At 36.9% G+C, this 21,393-nt stretch carries 18 protein-coding genes; 3 read left to right on the forward strand and 15 right to left on the reverse strand.

Translation table 11 applies throughout. The features are described 5' to 3' along the window. Window positions 1-2: 2 nt before the first annotated feature. From flgK to ACTSKG_RS07800, 7 genes are all read right to left on the reverse strand, one after another. On the reverse strand, window positions 3-1,538 hold the full coding sequence (gene flgK / locus ACTSKG_RS07770; RefSeq protein ID WP_464757568.1) for a flagellar hook-associated protein FlgK: 1,536 nt from the start codon (window positions 1,536-1,538) through the stop codon (window positions 3-5). 12 nt (window positions 1,539-1,550) lie between these two features. Further along, a complete protein-coding gene (locus ACTSKG_RS07775) occupies window positions 1,551-2,045 on the reverse strand; it encodes a flagellar protein FlgN (protein ID WP_464757569.1) in 495 nt (164 codons plus the stop codon). A gap of 15 nt (window positions 2,046-2,060) precedes the next feature. Next, window positions 2,061-2,324: a flagellar biosynthesis anti-sigma factor FlgM gene (flgM, locus tag ACTSKG_RS07780; RefSeq protein WP_464757570.1), complete on the reverse strand. Its 264-nt coding sequence runs from the start codon at window positions 2,322-2,324 to the stop codon at window positions 2,061-2,063. A gap of 505 nt (window positions 2,325-2,829) precedes the next feature. Further along, the gene (locus ACTSKG_RS07785) at window positions 2,830-3,234 is read right to left on the reverse strand and encodes a TIGR03826 family flagellar region protein (RefSeq protein WP_464757571.1); all 405 of its coding nucleotides are present in this window, start codon (window positions 3,232-3,234) and stop codon (window positions 2,830-2,832) included. Window positions 3,235-3,280: 46 nt separating this feature from the next. Then, complete coding sequence (locus tag ACTSKG_RS07790; protein ID WP_464757572.1) at window positions 3,281-3,904, reverse strand: ComF family protein; 624 nt, start codon at window positions 3,902-3,904, stop codon at window positions 3,281-3,283. Beyond that, window positions 3,901-4,962: an ATP-dependent helicase ComFA gene (locus tag ACTSKG_RS07795; RefSeq protein ID WP_464757573.1), complete on the reverse strand. Its 1,062-nt coding sequence runs from the start codon at window positions 4,960-4,962 to the stop codon at window positions 3,901-3,903. Before ACTSKG_RS07795 ends, ACTSKG_RS07790 begins: the two co-directional genes overlap by 4 nt. A 370-nt stretch (window positions 4,963-5,332) precedes the next feature. Then, entirely contained in the window at window positions 5,333-5,914 is a 582-nt protein-coding gene (locus tag ACTSKG_RS07800; protein ID WP_464757574.1) for a nuclear transport factor 2 family protein, read from the reverse strand. Between the two features lie 136 nt (window positions 5,915-6,050). Between ACTSKG_RS07800 and ACTSKG_RS07805 the strand changes: the two genes are divergently transcribed. Then, the gene (locus ACTSKG_RS07805) at window positions 6,051-6,845 is read left to right on the forward strand and encodes a nuclease-related domain-containing protein (RefSeq protein WP_464757575.1); all 795 of its coding nucleotides are present in this window, start codon (window positions 6,051-6,053) and stop codon (window positions 6,843-6,845) included. Window positions 6,846-7,738: 893 nt separating this feature from the next. Here ACTSKG_RS07805 and ACTSKG_RS07810 read toward each other — a convergent pair. Next, window positions 7,739-8,413, reverse strand: coding sequence for a response regulator (locus ACTSKG_RS07810; protein WP_464757576.1), 675 nt, complete (start codon window positions 8,411-8,413; stop codon window positions 7,739-7,741). A 33-nt stretch (window positions 8,414-8,446) separates the two neighbouring features. Beyond that, the gene (locus ACTSKG_RS07815; RefSeq protein ID WP_464757577.1) at window positions 8,447-9,592 is read right to left on the reverse strand and encodes a sensor histidine kinase; all 1,146 of its coding nucleotides are present in this window, start codon (window positions 9,590-9,592) and stop codon (window positions 8,447-8,449) included. Window positions 9,593-9,729: 137 nt separating this feature from the next. Here ACTSKG_RS07815 and ACTSKG_RS07820 point away from each other — a divergent pair, with 137 nt between their 5' ends. Further along, window positions 9,730-10,365 (forward strand): YigZ family protein, encoded by a 636-nt coding sequence (locus ACTSKG_RS07820; RefSeq protein ID WP_464757579.1) that lies wholly within the window; start codon window positions 9,730-9,732, stop codon window positions 10,363-10,365. Between the two features lie 30 nt (window positions 10,366-10,395). Next, window positions 10,396-11,571 carry a CAP domain-containing protein gene (locus ACTSKG_RS07825; RefSeq protein WP_464757581.1) on the forward strand — a complete coding sequence of 392 codons (1,176 nt, stop codon included), beginning with the start codon at window positions 10,396-10,398 and terminating at the stop codon, window positions 11,569-11,571. Between the two features lie 260 nt (window positions 11,572-11,831). Here ACTSKG_RS07825 and ACTSKG_RS07830 read toward each other — a convergent pair whose 3' ends face one another. The 6 genes from ACTSKG_RS07830 to galU form a co-directional block, all read right to left on the reverse strand. After that, the gene (locus tag ACTSKG_RS07830; RefSeq protein ID WP_464757583.1) at window positions 11,832-13,367 is read right to left on the reverse strand and encodes a SpoIID/LytB domain-containing protein; all 1,536 of its coding nucleotides are present in this window, start codon (window positions 13,365-13,367) and stop codon (window positions 11,832-11,834) included. Next, window positions 13,368-14,069, reverse strand: coding sequence for an SH3 domain-containing protein (locus tag ACTSKG_RS07835; RefSeq protein ID WP_464757585.1), 702 nt, complete (start codon window positions 14,067-14,069; stop codon window positions 13,368-13,370). It lies immediately after the preceding gene. Between the two features lie 18 nt (window positions 14,070-14,087). After that, a complete protein-coding gene (locus ACTSKG_RS07840; protein ID WP_464757586.1) occupies window positions 14,088-16,613 on the reverse strand; it encodes an SH3 domain-containing protein in 2,526 nt (841 codons plus the stop codon). A 1,510-nt stretch (window positions 16,614-18,123) separates the two neighbouring features. Next, window positions 18,124-19,161: an LCP family glycopolymer transferase gene (locus ACTSKG_RS07845; protein ID WP_464757588.1), complete on the reverse strand. Its 1,038-nt coding sequence runs from the start codon at window positions 19,159-19,161 to the stop codon at window positions 18,124-18,126. Between the two features lie 83 nt (window positions 19,162-19,244). Further along, on the reverse strand, window positions 19,245-20,462 hold the full coding sequence (locus ACTSKG_RS07850; RefSeq protein WP_464757590.1) for a glycosyltransferase family 4 protein: 1,218 nt from the start codon (window positions 20,460-20,462) through the stop codon (window positions 19,245-19,247). A gap of 13 nt (window positions 20,463-20,475) precedes the next feature. Further along, complete coding sequence (gene galU / locus ACTSKG_RS07855; RefSeq protein WP_464757591.1) at window positions 20,476-21,339, reverse strand: UTP--glucose-1-phosphate uridylyltransferase GalU; 864 nt, start codon at window positions 21,337-21,339, stop codon at window positions 20,476-20,478. Window positions 21,340-21,393: the final 54 nt, after the last annotated feature.

The raw sequence follows: 21,393 nt of genomic DNA on the forward strand, positions 1-21,393 counted from the left end.
TTCTATAAGCCTACTCGACCCATGCCGTTAATTATTTTATCTAACGTTTCATCTATAACTGTAATCATACGTGCATTTGCATTGTAAGCTTGTTGGAATGTAATCATATTAGTCATTTCTTCGTCTAAAGAAACCGAGCTTACTGATGCACGATTATTCGCTACCGTTAGGAGAATCGTTCCTGAATTAGTCGTCAGTCGATTTGCTTGTTCACCGTCTACACCAAGTTTACCGATAACTCCTTGATAGAATGATTGTACTGTTGCACCACCTAAGCCAGTTACTCCAGTTAATTTATTAAATTTCATATTTGCTAGTAAAATTGCATTTTTTCCGTTCCCCGCTTCTCCTTGAGCATCGGAAACAGCGATAAGATTCGGATTATTTATAATTGAATCCTTAACTTTAATATCAAAAGCACCGGTACTCTCAAAAAAGTCTCCACCAAGAGCACTAGGAGTCCCATCCTCAGCTAACGTATAACCTAATTTATGAATTCTATTAAATTCATCTTTAAATGCATTAGCCATTTGATCTAATTTTGCTAATGTATCTGTGAAATATCCTGTTGGAGGGTTTCCATAACCGAATGAATCTATTAATGATACTAGTTTTCCTTTAGATGGGGCTAGTTGATCGTAAGTGATAGACCCTCCGCCTAAGCCAGTAATTTTTATTTCATTGAACCCTGCAGTCAGATCTGTTCCATCCAATTTGTTATTAGATGTGTCCATAATCTCAAGTTGCGCAAAGTCTTTCCCTTTTACTAATTCTATTTTAGAACCGTCAGCTAGCTTAATGCTTACATTCAGACTACCTTCTGCAATAGCAAGCGCATTTCCACCAGACTTAACACGTTCTGTTTCAATTGGGAAGTATTGAGATAACTCATCTATTAGCACATCACGTGCGTCATATAAATCATTTGGCATATATCCATTAGGTTCAATGGCTTGAATTTGTTCATTTATAGATGCAATTTGCTTTAACATGGAATTTATATCATCTGTCGATACTTTAATTTCATTCCCGATATTCCCTTGAATATCAGACAGTTGTTTATGTGTGTAGTTAAACGAATCTGCTAAGTGAAGTGCCCGTTGTATTACAACTTTACGTGTTGCAGCATTCTCAGGACTCGCACTTAAGTCATGTAAAGAGCTCCAAAATTGATCGAGAGCAGCATTCAATCCATAGTCAGAAGGCTCTGTTACTATATCCTCTATTTGGCTAATCGCATTTGCTCTCGATTCCCAATACCCAAGTTTTGTTGTTTCTTGGCGATATTGACGGTCTATAAATTCGTCGCGAATCCGTTGAACAGATTGGGCTTGGACACCAGTTCCGATGTGGCCAGCAGTTTTAGGAGCATTTAAACCTGTGCCTGGATAGCCTAGAGTTGCTTCCATATTTACACGTTGACGTGAGAATCCAATTGTGTTGGCGTTTGAGATATTATGCCCTGTTGTATATAGAGCTGATTGTTGAGTAAATAATCCTCGTTTGCTTGCTTCTAATCCCATAAAAGTGGAGCGCATGGGTTCGCCTCCTTATGCTTGTGAGTCGAAGTAAGTTTTGTCTTTTGAAGGACTATTTACTTCGGTTTTTGAGTAGTTTATTTGATCTGGTTTTGGTCGTAACATATCTAGTGTCATATTGACAAATTGAAGTGATTGAAATGTTAGCTTTTGGTTCAGATCGTTTTGGTGCTTTAATGTTTCCAACGTTAAAAGTAGCTTATTTCGTGCTTCTTTTAATAATTCTTTGTCATCTAATGTTTCAGCGGCATCTATAACAAGCGCAACAGTTGGATTGTCAGTAGGAGCAATTCCTTTTGCTCGAAGGTAATCCGTTACCTCTAATTGACGCTGTTGTTCAAGCTGAGAAATGCCTGCTACGTGTGCCTGCTCGTCCTTGAGCAATTGGTTTAGACTGTCCATGTCTCCAGTTTTGATTGCTTCTGTTTTTTTGTATGCAATTTCTAGTAAACTTTTGTGAAGCATTTCAAGTTTTGTTAGAGCTTGCAATATCTTTTCAATGGACATGGGTTTAAGCTCCTTCTACATACGGTAATAAGTGAGAATGTTCGATGCTAATTGTTTTGCATCTACTTTGTATGTTCCTGCGTCAATATCTGCCTTGATGGCAGCAACTCGTTCTGCTTGTTCAACCTCAATTGGAGATTTTATTTGCATGCTTTTTGCTACAGACGATATTTCTAGTTGATCGGTTGAAGGCTTTGTTGTGTTTTGTGCTTTTTCGGTTAGTTGTTGGTTACGTTTATATGGGTTTACTTGGTTTAATCCTATGTTTGTAATTTTCATGGCTCTATGTCCTCCCTTCTTCTTTTAGTGTCTATAACTTATTTCGGTTAGAAATTTGAAGTGTTTAGATTAATTTAGTTGAAATATATGGAATGTGCTAATCTTCATCCCTATCAAAGGGACACTGGAGCTATTCTACAGAAGTTGCGGCACCATAAACTACACCCCTTGATTAATAGTTAGAGGATTATGATGTGAGAATCTAGGTGGGAACTGACTATCTGTACCCAGCATAGAAATTTTTATCCGGTCGTATTTTCTGTTATGCAGTCATAAATATTTCTATCCGGTCGTATTTTCTGTTATACGGTCATAAATATTTCTATCCGGTCGTATTTTCTATTATATGGACATAAATATTTCTATCCAGTCGTACACTAGTTGTTACACTACAATTGAGTTTTACACGTGGACGCTGGAGCGGGATGATAAAAAAATAGACTGTAGACATACTCAATTTTTATCGAGTTTGTCTACAGTCTGAAACTACTACGCTCGGTAGGAGTTACTTTTGTTTATAATATGTGTTTTCGTGGGAATTCACTTTTTCTCTGAATTCTAAAGCCGCGTCGAATTGACGGAGGCCAGATTTTAAATCTTCTGTACAACCTTTGCATAATTTTCCTTGGGTTGTTAGTTTTCCACAGTTATCACATGGGTATCCTAAGTTCGGGAACATAGCTGGTTGTAGTCGACCTTTGCGAACCCATTTGTGTAAGATGGATTCTTCAACTCCTGTAGCTTCGACGATTCGCTCAACAGTTGCAGCCCGATTTTCACGTTTACGTAAGAAGCGGTAGACGACTTCGTACATTTTTTCTTCATTCATTGAGCATTTGTTGCATACATCTCTTATTCCTGTATAGTTAAAAAATTCGCCGCAGGTCGGGCAATTTTTCAGTTCTCCCATGGTGGATCCCTCCAAGTTCAAGTAGCTTTCCTTTTATATCGGCAATCTATCCTTTAATTAAAGTGATCGCATCAACTCTTTTAGCTCCTGCTCCCTTCAATACTTTTGCTGCATGGTGAATGGTAGTACCCGTTGTGTAAATATCATCGAATAAAATATAGTTTTGTGCTTCTATTTTCTCTTTTACTTCAAATAATGGACTAGCTTCTAAACGCTCTTTTTTCGTCTTTTTCCCTTGTTCACTTGCTGCCGTTTTAGTTAGTAAATCTTTGAATTGGATTCCCGCATAATTTAGTAGTTCATCGACTTGAGCAAATGTTCTTTGAAGTAGCTTTTCTGGATGCATTGGAATTGGTACAACTATTCCTTCTCTTGATTCAAATGAAAGACGAACCTCTTCAGCGAATACTTGAGCGAGTGCCACATCTTGCAAAAATTTATATTGATGTAAATAACTTTTCATTGCTTCGTTGTAGAAATAGAGTGTTGTGACTGAGTCTACCGCTCCTTCATAGTGAGTTCCTTTGAAATCCGAGAAATCAATTTCGGAGTTGGACTTTTCAAATTTACTTAGACATCGATTGCAGGCGGTAGGTTCTATTTCATATATAAATAACTTTCTCCAAGTAGGAGGTGATTGAAAGAGGCTTCCACAAATTAGACAAATCATTCTTTATTCCACCCTTCAATTGCGGCTTTTGCTTTGTCCATTTCGTGTGTAATGCCGTGATGGAAAAATACAATATCACCGCTAGGGTATCTGAATGAACGTCCTACTCGTCCACTAATTTGGATCAGCGCGCTTGATGTAAAGATTTTTTGTTCTGCTCCTACTACCGCTACGTGGACATTTTCAATTGTAATGCCTCGTTCTAAGATAGTTGTCGTGAGTAAACCTGGTACTTTCTTTTCACGAAGCTGCATTACGATTTCTTTTCGTTTCGGATGTTCTGCATGAACTCTTGGTAAATCTCCCGGGAAGTTTTCAAGCATTTCAATAGTAGGTAAGAATACGAGAAACGGGATGTTACTTTTTGTTTTTTCTTCAATCCATCGTTGGAGTTTAGTTGGAACTTTCCGCTTTTTCAATTGTCTAGTGTATCCCCATAGTGCGCTATATCTTGGAACTGGTAAGTCATGTCCGTGATATCTACGGGAAAGGACAGATTCCTTAGTTGTTTTCAATGATTTGGTAGGAGTGGCGGTTACGTAATGAATGGCAGAGTCTTTTTTAGCCGCTTTTGTTACAGCTCGTTGTAACGTTTCATCAGCGTAATAAGGGAATGCATCTGCTTCGTCGACAAAAACGACATCGAATGCATTTTCGAAACGGTAGAGCTGATGTGTTGTTGCTAGCACTAAATCTGCAAAGCCTTCTTGGTCAGGCGCACCGCCGTATAGTGCGTGAATGTTCGTTTCCGGAAATACTTTTTGAAAGCGTGGGAATAATTCTAGGATAACATCCGTTCTAGGAGCTGCAACACAAACTCGTTTTCCTTCTTGAAGGCATGCGAAAATAGATGGAAAAAGTAGTTCGGTTTTGCCTGCTCCACAAACTGCGTGCAATAGGTGAGATTGGTTTTGTTGGACGCTTGTGAGAAGTTCTTCGCTTGCTTTTTGCTGAGGCGTTGTTAGTTGGCCGCTCCATGCAAACACATGAGCGTTCGCGCCGCGTGCATGCTGCTTGTCCCAAAGGAGTAACTCGGAGCAACTACTCACCCGACCCATCCGAATACATTGGCGGCAATAAATGCATTTTTTGTTACAACGTGCACAGTGAAATGTGTGAAATAAGGTTTGGTTTGTGTTGTGACATCTATTGCAGACGTTCTTCTTTAATTGCCAAAACAAGGAATGGGTATTTTCTATGTCGATGCCGGGTTTGAGGTGGATGTGGCCGCTTTCGATGTGGGCGTCGATGACTTCGTGTGGGAATGGAGTGTGTTCGCGAAGCCATATTCGACCAGTGAGAAATTGTTGTAATTGTTTGTTCACGGGCATTCTCCTAACTGAATGTTTTACTATAGTTTACTGAATGTTGCGATGAATTGAAATGATAAAAAAGCCCCCGACATGGTTGTCGAGGGTGATTGATAAATTAATTGGATGTTTCCATCATAAAGTAAACGCTTGTAACGAGCCACTTGCCGTCTTCTTTTACGAATACTGTGACTTGGCGGCCATTGCGTTCGAGTTTTGCACCAGTCGATGGTTGCACGAGATTGGTTTTTAGATTTGCAAATACTTGTGCTTTATTTTCATCATATTTAATGATGGTCGCATCTTCTGCGGTACGCGTAATGTCATATTCCTTGAACGCTGCTTGGACGTCAGCTTTTTCGGTTTCAAAGTTGAAGCCTTCTGGTTTTTTGGAAATTGTTTTCATGTAGCGGTCGATATTTTCCTCATTGAAAGCATCCATGTATTCGTTGAAGGCTGCCATTATGGCTGCTTTTTCTTTTTTCGGGACATTAGTCGCTTCTTCAATATTGCCTCCAGCCATTTGAAAGCCGACTTCAGATTTATCTTTTGCTCCGTGATCTGTCACCGATTGGGCATTAGAAGGTGCATTGTCATTAGCAGATCCTGAGTTTGTTACTTTTTCTTCATTGCTATTGCAAGCAGCAAGTGCAAGTGCAAATACAGTTACTGCCAATATTAATATGTGTTTAGTTTTCATCTAGTTCTCCTCCTGCTGAGGTTATTTTGTCATAACTAAGACGAAAACTCAATCATTTAGTTCCATCTAAAATAGGTAGAATTTTCTATTAAATGATTGTATGATGTAGGTAGATTGGTAGAATGGAGGTGAATTTTTGAGAAAAGAGCATCATGCATTATTGAAGAGACTATCTGATGTGCAAACAGTTGAATTTATACAAGATGAGATTAGAAAAATAGAGGCCGGTGAGCGAGGTGAGAATCGACTTGTCCAGAAGCTTGCTGAGTTGCGGTTAGAAGGACTAGTAAAGATTTTCCCAAATGTGAGCCTATCTCTTGGAGATTGGAAAGTACAAATAGATTGTCTTGTTGTGACGGATCGCTGTTTTATCGTGTTGGAATCTAAAAATTATAGCGGCGATTTGTATGTAGATTTAGAAACCGAAGAATTTTATAAAATAACAGAGGATGGAAAAGAGATTTCGTTACCGAATCCTTATTTTCAGCTTATGAAGCATATTCGGTTTATTAAGAATTATTTCGGAAAAGCGGTTCCAAACTTGAAAGTGACTGGAGCAGTTTTAATGACTGCCAAAACGTGTAGAATTCGGAGGAAACCTCCCCACTACCCCATTTATAAATTAGAAAGTATGAATGAAAAAGTGATTCATATGTATAACCATTCCAATTCCCTTCAGCTATCTACTGTGCAATTGCAGACGATTGAGCAAATGATTCAAACGGAGCAAACCCCGTTCACTTATCCCCCATTATGTGAACATTATCATATCTCACCTAAAGTTTTGATTCCTGGAGTTGAATGCCCGCATTGTGGAGTGTTGGGGATGCGGCGCACGGGTAAAACTTGGACATGTACTATATGTGAAAAAAAATCTAGAGATGCCCATAAAAAAAACCGGAGAAGAATTTTTCTGGCTAATAAAAAATGAGATAACAAATAAAGATTTTCGGAACTTTTGTCAACTCGAATCCGTTTTTGCAGCATCTCGAATGCTTAGCAAAATGCAGCTTCAAATGCACAAAGCAGGATCAAGAACATTTTATACACAAAAAAGAGATCGATAACTGTCGATCTCTTTTAATATAGTTTCCGCTTTAAATGCACAAGTGAATCGTAAATTCTTACCCGCTAATCGCAAATTCATATCCTCAAATCGTAAGGTCTCTCGCTCTTAATCGCAAAAGGTTCACTGTCGCAAGATACTCTCTCCAAATCGCAAGATCCATCCTTTTCCTATGTGAATTGCAAATTCATATCCACAAATCGCAAAGTCTCTCGCTCGAATCGCAAAATGTTCACTACAAATCGCAAGATACTCTCTCCATATCGCAAGATCCATCCTTTTCCCATGCGAATCGCAAGTTCATATCCGCAAATCGCAAGGTCTCTCGCTCGAATCGCAAAAGGTTCAATACAAATCGCAAGCTACTCTCTCTAAATCGCAAGATTCATCCCCTTCCTTTGCGAATCACAAATTCATATCCACTAATTGCAAGGTCTCTCGCTCGAATCGCAAAAGGTACACTACAAATCGCAAGATACTCTCTACAAATCACAAGATCCATCCTTTTCCTATGTGAATCGCAAATTCATACCCGCAAATCGCAAGATCTCTCGCTCGAATCGCAAAAGGTACACTACAAATCGCAAGGTACTCTCTCCAAATCGCAAGATCCATCCTTTTCCTATACGATTCGCAAATTCATATCCGCAAATCGCAAGGTTCTCGTTCGAATCGCAAAATGTTCACTACAAATCGCAAGATTCATTCTTTCAGCCATTAAAAAACCTCTCGCAAATACATGCAAGAGGTTTTCACTATTATCGTACTTCGACCCAGCCGTTTTTGATGCCGGTTACTACGGCTTGCGTACGGTCGTTTACGTTCATTTTTTGGAGAATGCTGGATACATGGTTCTTTACTGTTTTTTCAGAGATGAATAGGGTTTCACCGATTGTACGGTTACTTTGTCCATCTGTTAAGAGTTGGAGTACTTCGCATTCGCGCTTAGTTAGTAAATGGAATGGGCGGCGAATTTCGGTTTGATGGAAGTTTCCTTTATTTTCACGTTCGCTTAGGCGACGGAATTCTGAAACTAAGTTGCGTGTTACTTTCGGATGTAGGTAAGAACCACCTTTTGCAACTACTTTAATAGCTGCAACGATTGCATTTGCATCCATTTCTTTTAGCATGTAACCTAGCGCACCTGTTTTTAATGCGTGAGTTACGTATGACTCATCGTCATGGATTGAAAGCATGATTACTTTTGCTTCTGGGTATTTTTCGATCAGTTCAGCTGTTGCATCTACGCCATTTTTCGTTGGCATATTTATATCCATTAGGACTACGTCTGGCATGTATTGTTCATATAGACGAAGGACATCATTGCCATCGTCTCCTTCGGCAATTACATCAAATGAATCTTCAAAATCTAAAATTCGTTTAACGCCTTCTCTAAAAAGTTGGTGGTCATCTATAATGATTATTTTTGTCATTTTCATTTCCTCCTAGAAAAACTACTGTATTTATTATTCCTCATTTATTGGGATACTAAACAAAAGAGTTGTACCATTACCTGGAGATGAAATAATTTTCATCGATCCTTCCAATAAATCAACTCGCTCGCGCATGCCGATCAAACCAAATGATTTATCTTTTGCAACATTTGGATCAAAACCTATCCCATTATCTTTGACGATAATATTAATTTTTTGTTTCAACCATTCAATTTTTACCCATGCCTCTTTAAACTTTCCGTGTTTTAATCCATTCGTTAAAGATTCCTGAATTAAACGGAAAATGGCAACTTCAAAATTAGTATGCAATCTTTGTTCTTCTCCGTAAGATTGAAAATTTATTATACTTGTAGGATTGTACTCTTCTATTGTCGATATATACTTTCTAAGCGTAGGAACAAGTCCTAAATCATCTAGGGCCATAGGGCGAAGATCATAAATTATTCGACGAACTTCTGAAAGTGCATTTCGAACCATATCTTTAAGTTCGATAATTTCTTTCATTGCTTCGTCTCCTCCACGTTGCTCATATGTAAGATTGATTAGATCTGTTCTAAGTAACACATTCGCAAGCATTTGAGCTGGACCGTCATGAATTTCACGGGAAAGTCTTTTGCGTTCTTCTTCCTGGGCTTCAATAATCTTCAAGGTAAAATCTTGTTTGATTTTTGCATTTTCAAGTGCTTCGCCAACATCTTTTAAATCGGAAGTTAAATAATTAATCACAATATTTACTTGATTAACTAGTTGATCTGCTCTCTCTATCATTTCGAGAAGACCTTGTAATCTGCGCTCTAATTCATCTCTTCGCAGTCTAAGTTGTCTTTCTTCCGTTCGTTTGATGAGTAGATTGATTTGAATTTCATTCGCAGTTTCATATGCATTCCTAATTTGTGGTTCATCGTACGTTTCAAAGTTTTTGGATACTTCAGCTAAACGATTTCGAGCTAATCTCGATTTTGCTTCTAACAAATCCCCTTCAATAATGACTGCTTCAATTTCTCCACGAATTATTTCTAGTTCAACTTTCATTTCATCGAAGTTTTCTCGGCTTTGTTCGCTTATAATGAAGATATCCTTTTTCGAATGGTCCATTACTTCTACCATTCGTTCGAAAATAACATCTAACGATTGTGCTTCTATCATCTTTTTCGTCATATGTTTTTCTCCTTTGTTTGAGCAAATGAGTCTAATTTCATTCTTACTAACAATCCCTATTATAGCACTTATATACTAAAAATAAATTAAAATTAGTTTACAACTATATTTCAAATAAAACGAGGAGGCATTTTAAAATGAGAAACGATTATCTAACTGTCAAAGGATTTGGAGAAAGTGAGATTATTATTCAAAAATCTCGCTTCCTCACCTACGTGGAACGAGCCGAAACCGAGGAAGAAGCTATTCATTTTATTAATCTTATCAAACAAAAGCATCGAGATGCTAATCATAACTGTTCTGCCTACATAATAGGGGAGCATGATAACATCCAAAAAGCGAATGATGACGGTGAACCTAGTGGGACTGCTGGATTTCCAATGTTAGAAGTCCTCAAAAAACAAGGACTAAAAGATACCGTTGTCGTGGTGACACGATATTTTGGTGGCATAAAACTTGGTGGAGGTGGCCTAATTCGAGCTTATGGTAAGGCGACCACAGAAGGAATTGATGCAGCAAAAGTGGTCGAACGTAAGCTCCATCACTTGATGAAAGTATCAATTGACTACACTTGGTTAGGTAAAGTTGAAAATGAAGTTCGAAGTTCTGAATATCTTCTCAAAGAAATAATCTATGCAGATGCTGTCGAAGTTTTCATCTACATTCAAGCAGAAAATGAGTCAAACTTTGAAACCTGGATAGCTGAAATAACAAATGGCCAAGCAAAAATCCATATTGTCGAAAAAGAGTTTTTGGAATTTGAAGTAAATTGATTTATACTTTTTACAAGGGGTGGTAAATACATGAAAAAACTTTTCGTAATAATACTAATCTTCCTTGTAAGTATTAGTGTAGGTCCAACTATTTCTACTGCAGCAGTAGATTGTCCAAGTATTGTCTCTTGGGATGGAGTCGAATTAAAGTCAGGTCAAATTGGACGAGTAGTAATTCAAAAGCCGACTACTATTTATAAAAATGAAAATGGAATTTTAGAAGCTTCTCGAAAAGCAAAGACTGGAGAAAATTTTCGAGTATACGTCAATAAAGGAGCTTATTTTCATTTAGGTGGAGGGTTAGTAATAAAAAATGATTCGTCTGTTCTATACCAAACACCTTCCAAAGGAAAACTGAACCTACTTAATTGTGTTAGAACATCTAAAACTTCCTTTACAATTGGTGATTCAATCTCTTCTGTTTTATCAGAATTAGGAACACCCAACAAAACCGTCTCAAATGAATTTAATGCATCAACATCGATATACCATCAAAACTACAGTAACTTTTACGCAATTAGTTATTTAAACAATAAAATTGCATCAATTTATACAAAAGATAAAAACTACCAATTCAATGGCATTTCCATAACAAATACAGTCAGCAAAATAGAGAGCAAATTAGGACATAATTATGTAACAACAGGAAATACATATCCGATAGAAATTATTACGTACGATTTACCCGCCTACGAAGTTAACTTTTTTATCGATGTCCATAATGACAATAAAATATCTGCCATACTATTATTAGATCACCAGTTAATTAAGAGAAATCCAAATCTATACCCAGTAAAATCAAACTCTTTAGAATCAAGTTACGAAACAATTTTATTTGAATTAACAAACGCCGAGAGAAAAGCGCAAGGAGTTTCCATCTTACAATATTCGACTAACATCTCCAATGTTGCTCGAAAACATAGTGTCGACATGGGCGAAAATGAATATTTCAATCACGATAATCAGCGCGGTGAATCACCTTTTGACCGTCTCAAAAATGGAGGAATACTATTCCGAAATGCAGGAGAAAATATCGCCATGGGCTATACTGATCCATACTTTGCGCACGAAGCCCTAATGAACTCACTAGGACATCGTAAAAATATTATTAGTACAAATTATACCCAACTTGGAGTCGGAGTCCATTTTGCCAAATGGACATATGGCTCAATTCCCTACTATACAGAGAATTTTATAAAACCTTGATTTTGAAAGCCGTCTCTTAAGTTGTATTTAGATTAGGAGACGGTTTTTTTTAGTCGCCTCGTTAACAGACCAATTTATCAATTGGTTGCTCTCATCTTGAATTGGTTTCTTTCATCTTTCAATTGGTTGCTTACATTCTGAAGTGGTTGCTTTCACACCTCAAATGGGTGCTTTCACCATTCTAATAGTCTCCCTTATCCAGTTAATGTAATTTTCTCTCCATACAAAAAGGCGACCAAACTATGTTGGCCACCTTTTTGTTAGTAGTTCTCTATTGTTACGCCTTGGTAATAATATTTGAGTATGCGATCGTATGTCCAGCCGGCATCTGCTCGGGCTTTGGCACCGTATTGGCTCATGCCGATTCGATGGCCGTAGCCTTTTCCGTTTACGGTAATGGATTGAATGCCAGGAGTTGATGCTGTTGTCGAGACAATTCCTTCATTTGTTTGAATGGAGACCGCTCCATTTGGTATCGTTTGGATTCCAATTGCTGTTTGAATTTGCATATTTGTTAAAGAGTTAACTGCGGTTGTGCCAGTTGCCTTTTGCACCGCAAGATTTGTAGTTCCAGATGGTTTGGTGAAATTGATATCAAACCAGTTTGATTTTAAAGATGCATTGTTCGCATCTAAAAATACACCACGCATAACTGTTTCATTACCTTTAATCGTTTTTTCACCAGCAGAAGTAACGATTGATACAGCGGAAACTTCGCCGTTAGATCCACTTTTAGTAATCTTCACATCTAGTAATTGATCAGTAGACGGATTAAAGCCAAACTTTGTTAAGATATTTGAGGCTGGAATGTTAACAGACCAATTACTATAAGGAGATTTTTCGATTGAATCATCTACGGATACAAAATGAGGTACTTGAGCAGTATCCCATACCTCTCCAATATTGGCAGTTCTGCCACCACTAGTAGAATAATAATATGCTTGTACTAGCTTGCCACCTGATTTAATCACTAAACCAGTTGTCGCATCCACTGCTGAGTTCGTACTTTTTTGTTCAGAAGTAAAACCTTTATACATTTGATCTTTTGTAGTACTACTTAATATTCCAGATTTACTTAACGTATAGCTTCGTGCAGCTATTGCTTGCGATTTTAATGCTTCAATATTCCAAGAAGCGGGTGATTCATTTGGAATTACACCTTTTAAATAGTTTTCTAAATCTAGTCTGTTGGCAATCTGTACATTTGCACCGGATTTTACGACATTAAAACTACCACGGTACTGTGTTCCAGTCGGTGTTTTCCCAAGCGGTTGATTTACAACTGATCCAACCGTTGCACTTGAAGCGGGTACCCAGGAAGAAACGCCTTGTTCATCTGTAATGGAGTACCATAGTTCTCCGTTTACATTTGTAAATTCATTTACAAAGTATGCACCTTGAAATGCTTTATACGATTTAACCACTTCATAATCTGTGGTCGCACCTTTTCTTCCATCTGTGTCTTTTGTAAATACGACCATCTTTTCATTGCCAGTCAAAGCATGTAAGGCATATCCATTAGTTGAATACATCGTAGCCCCAATTTGATAGATGGAAACTTCCCCATTTACTTGTGAAAAAGTTATTGGCGTATTGGGAAGCGCAAAGAACATTTCTTTTGTTGTTAAGTTTTCTAATTTATACACGCCATTTAAATTGAGCGATGTGGTAGATGCAGAATGCACTTCCACGGATACTTGTTTTGGATAACTTTCTTGTGAATATGCGAATGCTGTATTTGCCGACAAGAAACTAAGTATCGCTACTGATAAAATGGTTAGTCCTTTTTTGAACATTTATTTCACCTCAGTTAGCGTACTTAGCACCCAACCTTTAATTCCTTTTGCGGTTTGCACATTGTACCATGTTTCGCCACTCGCATTTTTGAATGACCCTAAATATTTTAAGCTAGTTCCTTTTGCTACCAATTCAAGTGACTGATAGTTTGTTGTTGCACCTTTTCTTACGTTAACTGCTTGTTTAGTTATCACATTTGTGGGTATATAACTAGTAGGCTTATTTGTTGTAACATCTCCTGAAAATACCCAGCCTTTTACAGTAGAAGAAACTTCAACACGGTACCACAATCCTGTAGCTGCTTTAAATTGATCAATGACAGTTAAAGATTTACCTGCTTCAAATGTTGCTAAAACTTTATAATCACGCGATGCACCACTATGCACTTTCACACTACTAGCAGAAGTGTAAACTACATTTGGAATATCTGTAGACGGATTTGTAGTAGTAGGTGGGGTTACAATAACATTTCCACCTTCAGTAACTGCTTTTTGTAGTTGTTTAATCGTTACATCTTGCTCTGCAAGTTGTTTTTCTAATGCTGTAACTTTAGTTTGTAGTGGGTTTAATTGAGCTTGTACCCATTCAACTGATGCCAAAAGTAAATTGGAGTCTGCTTTAGTTGAAGTAGGAATAAATATTGTAACTATTAAACTAAGGCCGAGAATAGTAGCCAATACACCTAGAAATTTTTTCTTCATCTAATACCTTCCTCACTTTTATTGATTGAAATAGTTTTCTAAACCTTTACGAATTCCAACTGCTGCATTCTTTTGGAAAGCCACTGAAGCTAATTGCGCTTCTTCCGTCGGATTCGAAATATACGCTAACTCTACTAATACAGAAGGAAGTTCATTCATTCGGTTGACATAAAAAAGTTGTTCTTTAACTCCTTTATTATATGTACCGATTGTTTTCACTAAATCCGATTGGATACTCTTTGCAAGCGTTAAACTTTTCGGACCATTGAAGTTCACTGTTGCATTATAATACGTTGTTGTTCCTTTTGAAGTTGCATTAAACGAGTCTGCATGAATACTAATAAATGCATCGTAATCTGATTTATTAGCGATATCTGTTCGCTCTTTTAATTCCAAAAATACGTCTGTACTTCTAGTTAGGACAACTGTTGCTCCTGCAGCCTCTAATTCTGCTTTTAGTGCCTTAGCTGTCGCAAGAGTTACATCTTTTTCTTTCGTCTTTTTCGGACCTACTGCACCCGAATCCTTTGCTCCATGACCTGCGTCCACAATTATTTTCTTCCCTACTAAACCTTTTGGAACTATTTTGACGGTTAGTTCTTTATCAGAATCTCGAATTGTGTACGTATAACTAGCATTGAAAGTGATTAATAAAACAGATGTACCTCCTGATACTTGTTCAACTTTCATACTGTCTACACCAGTAATTTTTGATTTAATCTCGTTAATTTGTGATAGATTACCATAAATTCTTAAAACATTCGAAGATGGCATCGTATAAGTTAACTTAAATTTAGATGGTTTAGACCATACTAGATAGTTTTGTCCATTTCTTACTTCTGTTCTACCATTTATTAATTGGATTGGTGAACCATTAGATAATACAGATGCTTGAATCCATCCTCTTTTTTCATTTTGTGTTTCAATATTTACCCAACTATTTAATGTACGTAATACTCTTACTGGTGTGTTCAAATTAATTGTATCCACTTTTTTAGATGTTTCACTTGCTCCACTATAAACAGTAGAAGTTTTCGTACCAAACTTCGTTGGAATGTCATCATTTATCTCAAAGTCTGGAATCCAGCCTTCAGTGCCTTGAGAAGTTCGAATATTTATCCAAGCAGTTCCGTCAGTGATTATTTGATTTAAAATAGAAAAAGATGTGTTTTTTGGTAACCCTAAAATTACTTTAGAATTAAAAGAACTATCCGTATACATTAGAGCATTAAAACGTTTAATTACTCCTGTTTCCTCATAATCTGGGGTATCTACATTATTTTCTACAATGGTAATAACAGATTGATGTATCCAAGCCTCACCTGAATTAGTACTCACTTTAAACCATTTTTCTTGATTTGTATCTGTGGCATACTCAGATGATAGGAATTCTTCATTTTGTTTCGATTGTGTAACAACATTAAAATCAATTCCGGGGCCTGATCGCATATTTGCAACTGGTACTGAAACTTTAATATTTGTATCAGCTACTACATGAGCATTGTCATCTACCGGTGGCGTTTCAGGTGTTTCAGGTGTTGAAGAAACACTTTCAAATGCATCTGCTGGTATCCATCCTTTTTTCCCAACAGAATAAGTTACTTGGTACCATTTTTCTTTTGTAGCGTTTGTAAACTCTTGGTGAATTAAAAGCTTTGTACCAACAGCAATGGTAGCAACCGTCTTGTAACTTTTTGTAGCACCAGAGTATACGTTGGATTGTTTAATAACCACTTTGCTTGCAATAGATGCTTCTTCAAATGCTGACGCAAGCATCCATCCTTTTTTCCCTGTTGCATACGTTACCTGAACCCATTTTTCCTTAGAAGCGTTCATAAACTCTTGATGGACTAAAAGGGTTGTACCAGGTTTTGCAGTAGAAACAACATCATAACTTTTCGTAGCACCTTTATGAATAGTTGTTTGATTGACTACTTTCATTGATGTTGCGGTCTCTCCAGCAGTAGCATTCAATACGAATAAGTCAGATATAACCCAACCTTTTTTACCATTGAACTCTACATTGAACCAAACTTCTTTTTGAGCATTTGTAAATGCACTCAAAACTTTTAACGATGTTCCAGCTGGCAGCGTAGCTACAACTTTATATGCAGTGGTTGCACCACTTCTCATATTTACAGCATTTTTCCCTATTTTTTGAGTTGTCCCAACATATGAAGTGCCAGAAGTTGTAGCACTATCTTTAACAGCGGAAGTGACTGCTTTCAAATAGTCCCCAATAATCCAACCTTCTGTAGAATTATAGGAAACTTTGTACCAAACCTCGCCTTTACTATTTTTTTTACTAGCAAGAACGGAGACAATTTGACCTGTATGTACTTTAGAAATACTATTAAACTCGGTTCCTGCTCCATTTCTCACATTGACATTAGCGGCTGTAAGTAAAGCTTTTTTTCCGATTAGTTGATCTATTGCAACCGTTTGATTGGAAGCGGCAAAAGTCGACATTGGAGTGTACCCGAGAACATTGGTTGGCAAAAGGACAGATGTTGCTAAGACAGAAGATGCAATTACTTTTTTCATTTGTTCCTCCTTGAAACGTGTATTTCTTTCCATTTTAATAGACAAAATTAGATAAAACAATCCAACGAATGTAATTAAATCCAATGTTACAAGAATGTAATATAAGTTTTGGTAATAAAATATAACCAAATAGTGGTTGTTTTGGACTAATTAATGAATAAATACGATGAACCAATTAAAATTTGCACTTTGTCCTGTGTCACAAATTGGGCTTTTTTGGCACTTCGAAACCTAATTTGAAGTACAAAAGAAAAACGCAAGAGACCTTAAAGTCCATCTTGTGTTCACTAATTCCTGAGTGCTTGGACAAAACATTCGCTAAACTATACCCTTAATGGATCGTGAAGTGGCTGCGTCACTTCACGATCCATTTTTTCGGTCATCTTGTGGCGAATGTTTGTACGTCGCTCTCTTGTAATTTGTAGATACAAGATGCATTAGGTTTGGACAATCAGTGAATAAATCCATTCCTATACATTTAAAAGCGGTCGAAGATGCAATTTCGTCCGCTAAGCACTTCTTTATGTATTAGATACTATCTATTCTTCCTCTATTTCCGTTTGTCATATGGATTAGCAAAAGAAAGTGCTAAACTATTCGACTTTTATCTTTCTTATTTGCACGGTGCAAAAAGTTGAGTTCGCTACGCTCCAATAAACTAGTATGTATAGGATAATAGCTTAATAAAATTTATACATTTAATTCCTATTACATTTTACATTTTACCACCAATATAAATAGCAAAAGCATGACTTAATTAGGTACTAGTCACTTAACGGATTGGAGTGAAAGGTGGCGACTCCAGCAGGATCAGTGAGACAGATGAAACATCACAACGTACCCGAAGGGGCGGTGATGGTTCATCGCTCACCCTGCGGAACGCGTCCACCTGAAACGGAAATCCGCGGTATTATTAAATTCTTTAAAGCACTATGAACACTGGTTTCGTAGAACAATAATGCATATACTTATCTTTTAAATAAAGCGCAACTATCCTTTAAGTGCATCTTATCTTTACTATTTCCAGAGTGATTTGGACGAAACATTGGCTACATCATTACCGTTAGAGTAATGGATTAGCAAAAGAAAGTGCCAAACTATTCGACTTTTGTCTTTCTTATTTGCACGGTGCAAAAAATTGATTTCGCTACGCTCCAATAAATTAGTTATAAAAAGCAAAAGCATGACTTACTTAGGTACTACTCACTTAACGGATTGGAGTGAAAGGTGGCGACTCCAGCAGGATCAGTGAGACAGATGAAACATCACAACGTACCCGAAGGGGCGGTGATGGTTCATCGCTCACCCTGCGGAACGCGTCCACCTGAAACGGAAATCCCCAGTATTATTTAATCCTTTCAAGTACATGAACACTATCAACTTAAGCGATTGGATGAAAGGTGCCGACTTCATCGCTCACCCCGTGGAACGCGTCCACCTGAAACGGAAATCCCTAGCATTATCTCAAAAAAAAAAGAGTAAAACGAAAGGTCTTTGCGACCTTACCGTTTTACTCTCCGATTGATAAATCATTTACTGAATTAGTTGTGTTGATTTCACTTTGTGCATTTTGTCCGAAGTCATCTAGATTTAGTTTTAGTTGACGTTTAACATCTTCTAGTGAATCATCTTTTGGAATATAATAATAAATTCCTTTTCTTGTTTCATCATGCCCTTCGAGTTGTAATTGTTCGATTGGGGATGATTTTATTTTTTGATACATTTTGATCAAGCTAAAGTATTCTGATGAAGGTATGTTTGTTTTCACGTTGTTTCCGACGTCTTTAATCATATCGTCAATTTTTGTAATATTACTTATGCTTGTTCCTTTATTAATAATTTCTTGAATAACCTTTCTTTGTCGTTCATTACGTCCTAAATCTCCTTGAGGATCTTTTTTACGCATACGAACATAAGCAAGTGCTTCATTACCATTTAAGAACATTGGTCCTTTTGTATAGGTCATCCACTTTAGACTGCCAGTAAGCTGTGCTTTAAACGTAAATGGAACATCTACGTCTATCCCGCCAACAGTGTTGACAATATCTTCAAAGCCTTGAAAATCAGTTGAAACATAATAATCAATCGGAATATCTAAAAGCTTTTCCACAGTATTAATCGTGTAGTTTATTCCACCGAATGCATAAGCATGATTGATTTTATCCTCGTATCTTAAATCGGGTATATACACTCTCGTGTCACGCGGTATACTTACCATCGATATTTTTTCTGTTTTTGGATTAACAGTAGCTACGATTAAAACATCTGATCGACCATACTTTGCCTTTTCTTGATTGTCTATTCCTGCTATTAACATAGTAAAAGCTGAGTCTTCCGCTTTTGCACTATTAAACTTTTTGGTAGAATTATTATCTTTTTCACGATCTAGTGGTTCATACATTTTTGTCATTGCATTTTTCGTTTGTAAAGACAAATTAGTGGCAAAGACAATAACACCTGAAAGCATAACCATTAATACGATGAGTACTGTATATAAAATTTTTCTTCTCGTCTTGGATTTGCGTTTTGTACGACGCGAAGTAGCCATATTAATTACCTACTTTACTTATAAAATATAATCTCACCAATTATACATAAATTTCACCCACATGTATATCGAAAAGACTATTACTATTTCGTAAGGTTATGCAATAAATCTTTCACAATGGAAGACCAACTATATTCATTTATCGCTAAATTCCTTCCATTCGCTTGCATTTCCTTCCGTACTTCTTCCGTCATCTCGACAAATTCATACATTGTATGTGCTATGGAGTCAACGTCTTCAGGTATCGCAACTAAACCAATTCCATTTTTTGAAATAATTTCAGCACTTTCGCCTTTTCCACAATATAGGACTGGAACCCCAGAAGATGCTGCTGGAAAAATCTTCGATGGTCTTGCTCCTTCAAATAATTTTAAATCACGTAAAGGTACTATACTGACATCTGTGACAGAAAATAATTTTGGCATTTCTTTTAAAGGAAGATGACCTAAAAACGATATATTCATAAGTCCAAGCTCTTCCGCCAATTGATGAAGCTTTTCTTCTTCCGGACCTGCACCTGCGATTAAGAAATGAGCTTGAGGCGCCATTTCCTGCATTTTTTTTGCTGCATATAAAATAAACTCTAAGCCTTGTGCATATCCTAAGTTCCCGCCATAAGAAAAAACAAATTTATCTTGTAAACCGAATTTTTCTACGTATTCTTCGTCTTTCTCAGCCGGTTGGAAGAAGGTCGTATTTACGCCATTTGGCAATACAAACACTTTATCCTCTGGTTGAGAATGATTAATAATATAGGATTTTATTCCCTCAGTTGCAGTTGCTATCTTCCATGAATGTTTATATAGGAAAGACTCTAAAATCTCCGCAAGCTTTATAAAAAATTTATTTTTTACAAGTCCAAGTTTTACTGCAGATTCTGGCCAGACATCCGCTACGTTAAAAACAAATTTCGCTCCTTTTAGCTTGGCGCTTAATAAGCCAGTTAAACCCAAAAAGATAGGAGGCGAATTTACAATAATAACATCCACTTTTCCGGCTTTCATCAAACCATAAAAAGAGCTAAATGTGAAAGAAAAATAAGATACTAGACGCTTCCAAAAAGTTCCCTTTTTCGAAGGGTAAATCCAAGTTCGATGAACTGGAATGCCATCCCATTTTTCGAATTCATATTTTTTTCCCTTATATTCATCTGGAATAATACCGTGTGGATGATGTGGAAACGCAGTCACAACTTGAATATCATGTCCTTGGGCTAATAGTTCTTTACTAACCTCATACACACGAATTTGTGGCGCTCCAGTTTCTGGTGGAAAATGTTGACATAAATATACAATACGCATAGCTATCACCGCTTTATTCTCTCAATTTATTCTTCAAATAAGCAAGTAACGGTTCTCTTAAATCATCCCGCTTTAATGCAAAATCAAAAGTTGCTTGTAAAAATCCAAATTTATCTCCAACGTCATATCGTTTTCCTTCGAATATGTAGGAGTAAATTGATTCTTTCATTAATAAAGAATCTATTGCATCCGTTAACTGTATTTCACCTTTTGAATCTGGTTGAACTTTTTCTAACTCATCAAAAATGCCTGGTGTTAAAATATAGCGGCCGACAATTGCCTGGTTAGAAGGAGCATTTTGGATAGAAGGTTTTTCTACTAATTTTTTCACTGAAAACAAGTTGTTTTCCGCTTCGCTATAGTCTACAATTCCATATTTATGAACATCTTCGTTCGGAACTTCATTGACTCCTAAAATGCTACTTTGAACTTCCTCATATTTCTCCATCATTTGTTTCAATGCAGGAACTTCTGCATCAATAATGTCATCCGGAAGTAGGACTGCAAATGGTTCATTGCCAATAAACTTTTTCGTACATAGAATAGCATGTCCTAAACCAAGGGGTTCTTTTTGACGCATATAATGAATATCCACCAGATTAGAAATATTTTCAACGGTTTCTAGTAGTTCTAGTTTACCTGTTTTTTTCAAAAGTAGTTCTAATTCAATTGATTTATCAAAATGATCTTCCATTGATTTTTTATTGCGTCCAGTCACAATAATAATATCTTCAATTCCGGAAGCTATTGCCTCTTCGATAATGTATTGTAAGTTTGGCTTATCTACAATTGGTAACATTTCTTTTGGCAAAGCTTTGGTCGCAGGAAGAAAACGTGTCCCAAACCCTGCTGCAGGAATTACCGCTTTTTTTATCATGTCCAATCACCTTTTCATTTATCAGACTGTCTAGCAACTTTTTTATAGCTGCGC

Source organism: Psychrobacillus syltrankelensis (assembly GCF_055454035.1).

What these genes read in the sequence shown, in the direction of transcription:
- ACTSKG_RS07810 (WP_464757576.1), bottom strand. Translation starts at nt 8,413, where the DNA reads ATGACAAAAATAATCATTATAGATGACCACCAACTTTTTAGAGAAGGC.
- ACTSKG_RS07775 (WP_464757569.1), bottom strand. Translation starts at nt 2,045, where the DNA reads ATGTCCATTGAAAAGATATTGCAAGCTCTAACAAAACTTGAAATGCTT.
- ACTSKG_RS07800 (WP_464757574.1), bottom strand. Translation starts at nt 5,914, where the DNA reads ATGAAAACTAAACACATATTAATATTGGCAGTAACTGTATTTGCACTT.
- ACTSKG_RS07815 (WP_464757577.1), bottom strand. Translation starts at nt 9,592, where the DNA reads ATGACGAAAAAGATGATAGAAGCACAATCGTTAGATGTTATTTTCGAA.
- ACTSKG_RS07820 (WP_464757579.1), top strand. Translation starts at nt 9,730, where the DNA reads ATGAGAAACGATTATCTAACTGTCAAAGGATTTGGAGAAAGTGAGATT.
- ACTSKG_RS07795 (WP_464757573.1), bottom strand. Translation starts at nt 4,962, where the DNA reads ATGGGTCGGGTGAGTAGTTGCTCCGAGTTACTCCTTTGGGACAAGCAG.
- ACTSKG_RS07845 (WP_464757588.1), bottom strand. Translation starts at nt 19,161, where the DNA reads ATGGCTACTTCGCGTCGTACAAAACGCAAATCCAAGACGAGAAGAAAA.
- flgM (WP_464757570.1), bottom strand. Translation starts at nt 2,324, where the DNA reads ATGAAAATTACAAACATAGGATTAAACCAAGTAAACCCATATAAACGT.
- flgK (WP_464757568.1), bottom strand. Translation starts at nt 1,538, where the DNA reads ATGCGCTCCACTTTTATGGGATTAGAAGCAAGCAAACGAGGATTATTT.
- ACTSKG_RS07835 (WP_464757585.1), bottom strand. Translation starts at nt 14,069, where the DNA reads ATGAAGAAAAAATTTCTAGGTGTATTGGCTACTATTCTCGGCCTTAGT.
- ACTSKG_RS07790 (WP_464757572.1), bottom strand. Translation starts at nt 3,904, where the DNA reads ATGATTTGTCTAATTTGTGGAAGCCTCTTTCAATCACCTCCTACTTGG.
- ACTSKG_RS07850 (WP_464757590.1), bottom strand. Translation starts at nt 20,462, where the DNA reads ATGCGTATTGTATATTTATGTCAACATTTTCCACCAGAAACTGGAGCG.
- ACTSKG_RS07825 (WP_464757581.1), top strand. Translation starts at nt 10,396, where the DNA reads ATGAAAAAACTTTTCGTAATAATACTAATCTTCCTTGTAAGTATTAGT.
- ACTSKG_RS07785 (WP_464757571.1), bottom strand. Translation starts at nt 3,234, where the DNA reads ATGGGAGAACTGAAAAATTGCCCGACCTGCGGCGAATTTTTTAACTAT.
- galU (WP_464757591.1), bottom strand. Translation starts at nt 21,339, where the DNA reads ATGATAAAAAAAGCGGTAATTCCTGCAGCAGGGTTTGGGACACGTTTT.
- ACTSKG_RS07830 (WP_464757583.1), bottom strand. Translation starts at nt 13,367, where the DNA reads ATGTTCAAAAAAGGACTAACCATTTTATCAGTAGCGATACTTAGTTTC.
- ACTSKG_RS07840 (WP_464757586.1), bottom strand. Translation starts at nt 16,613, where the DNA reads ATGAAAAAAGTAATTGCATCTTCTGTCTTAGCAACATCTGTCCTTTTG.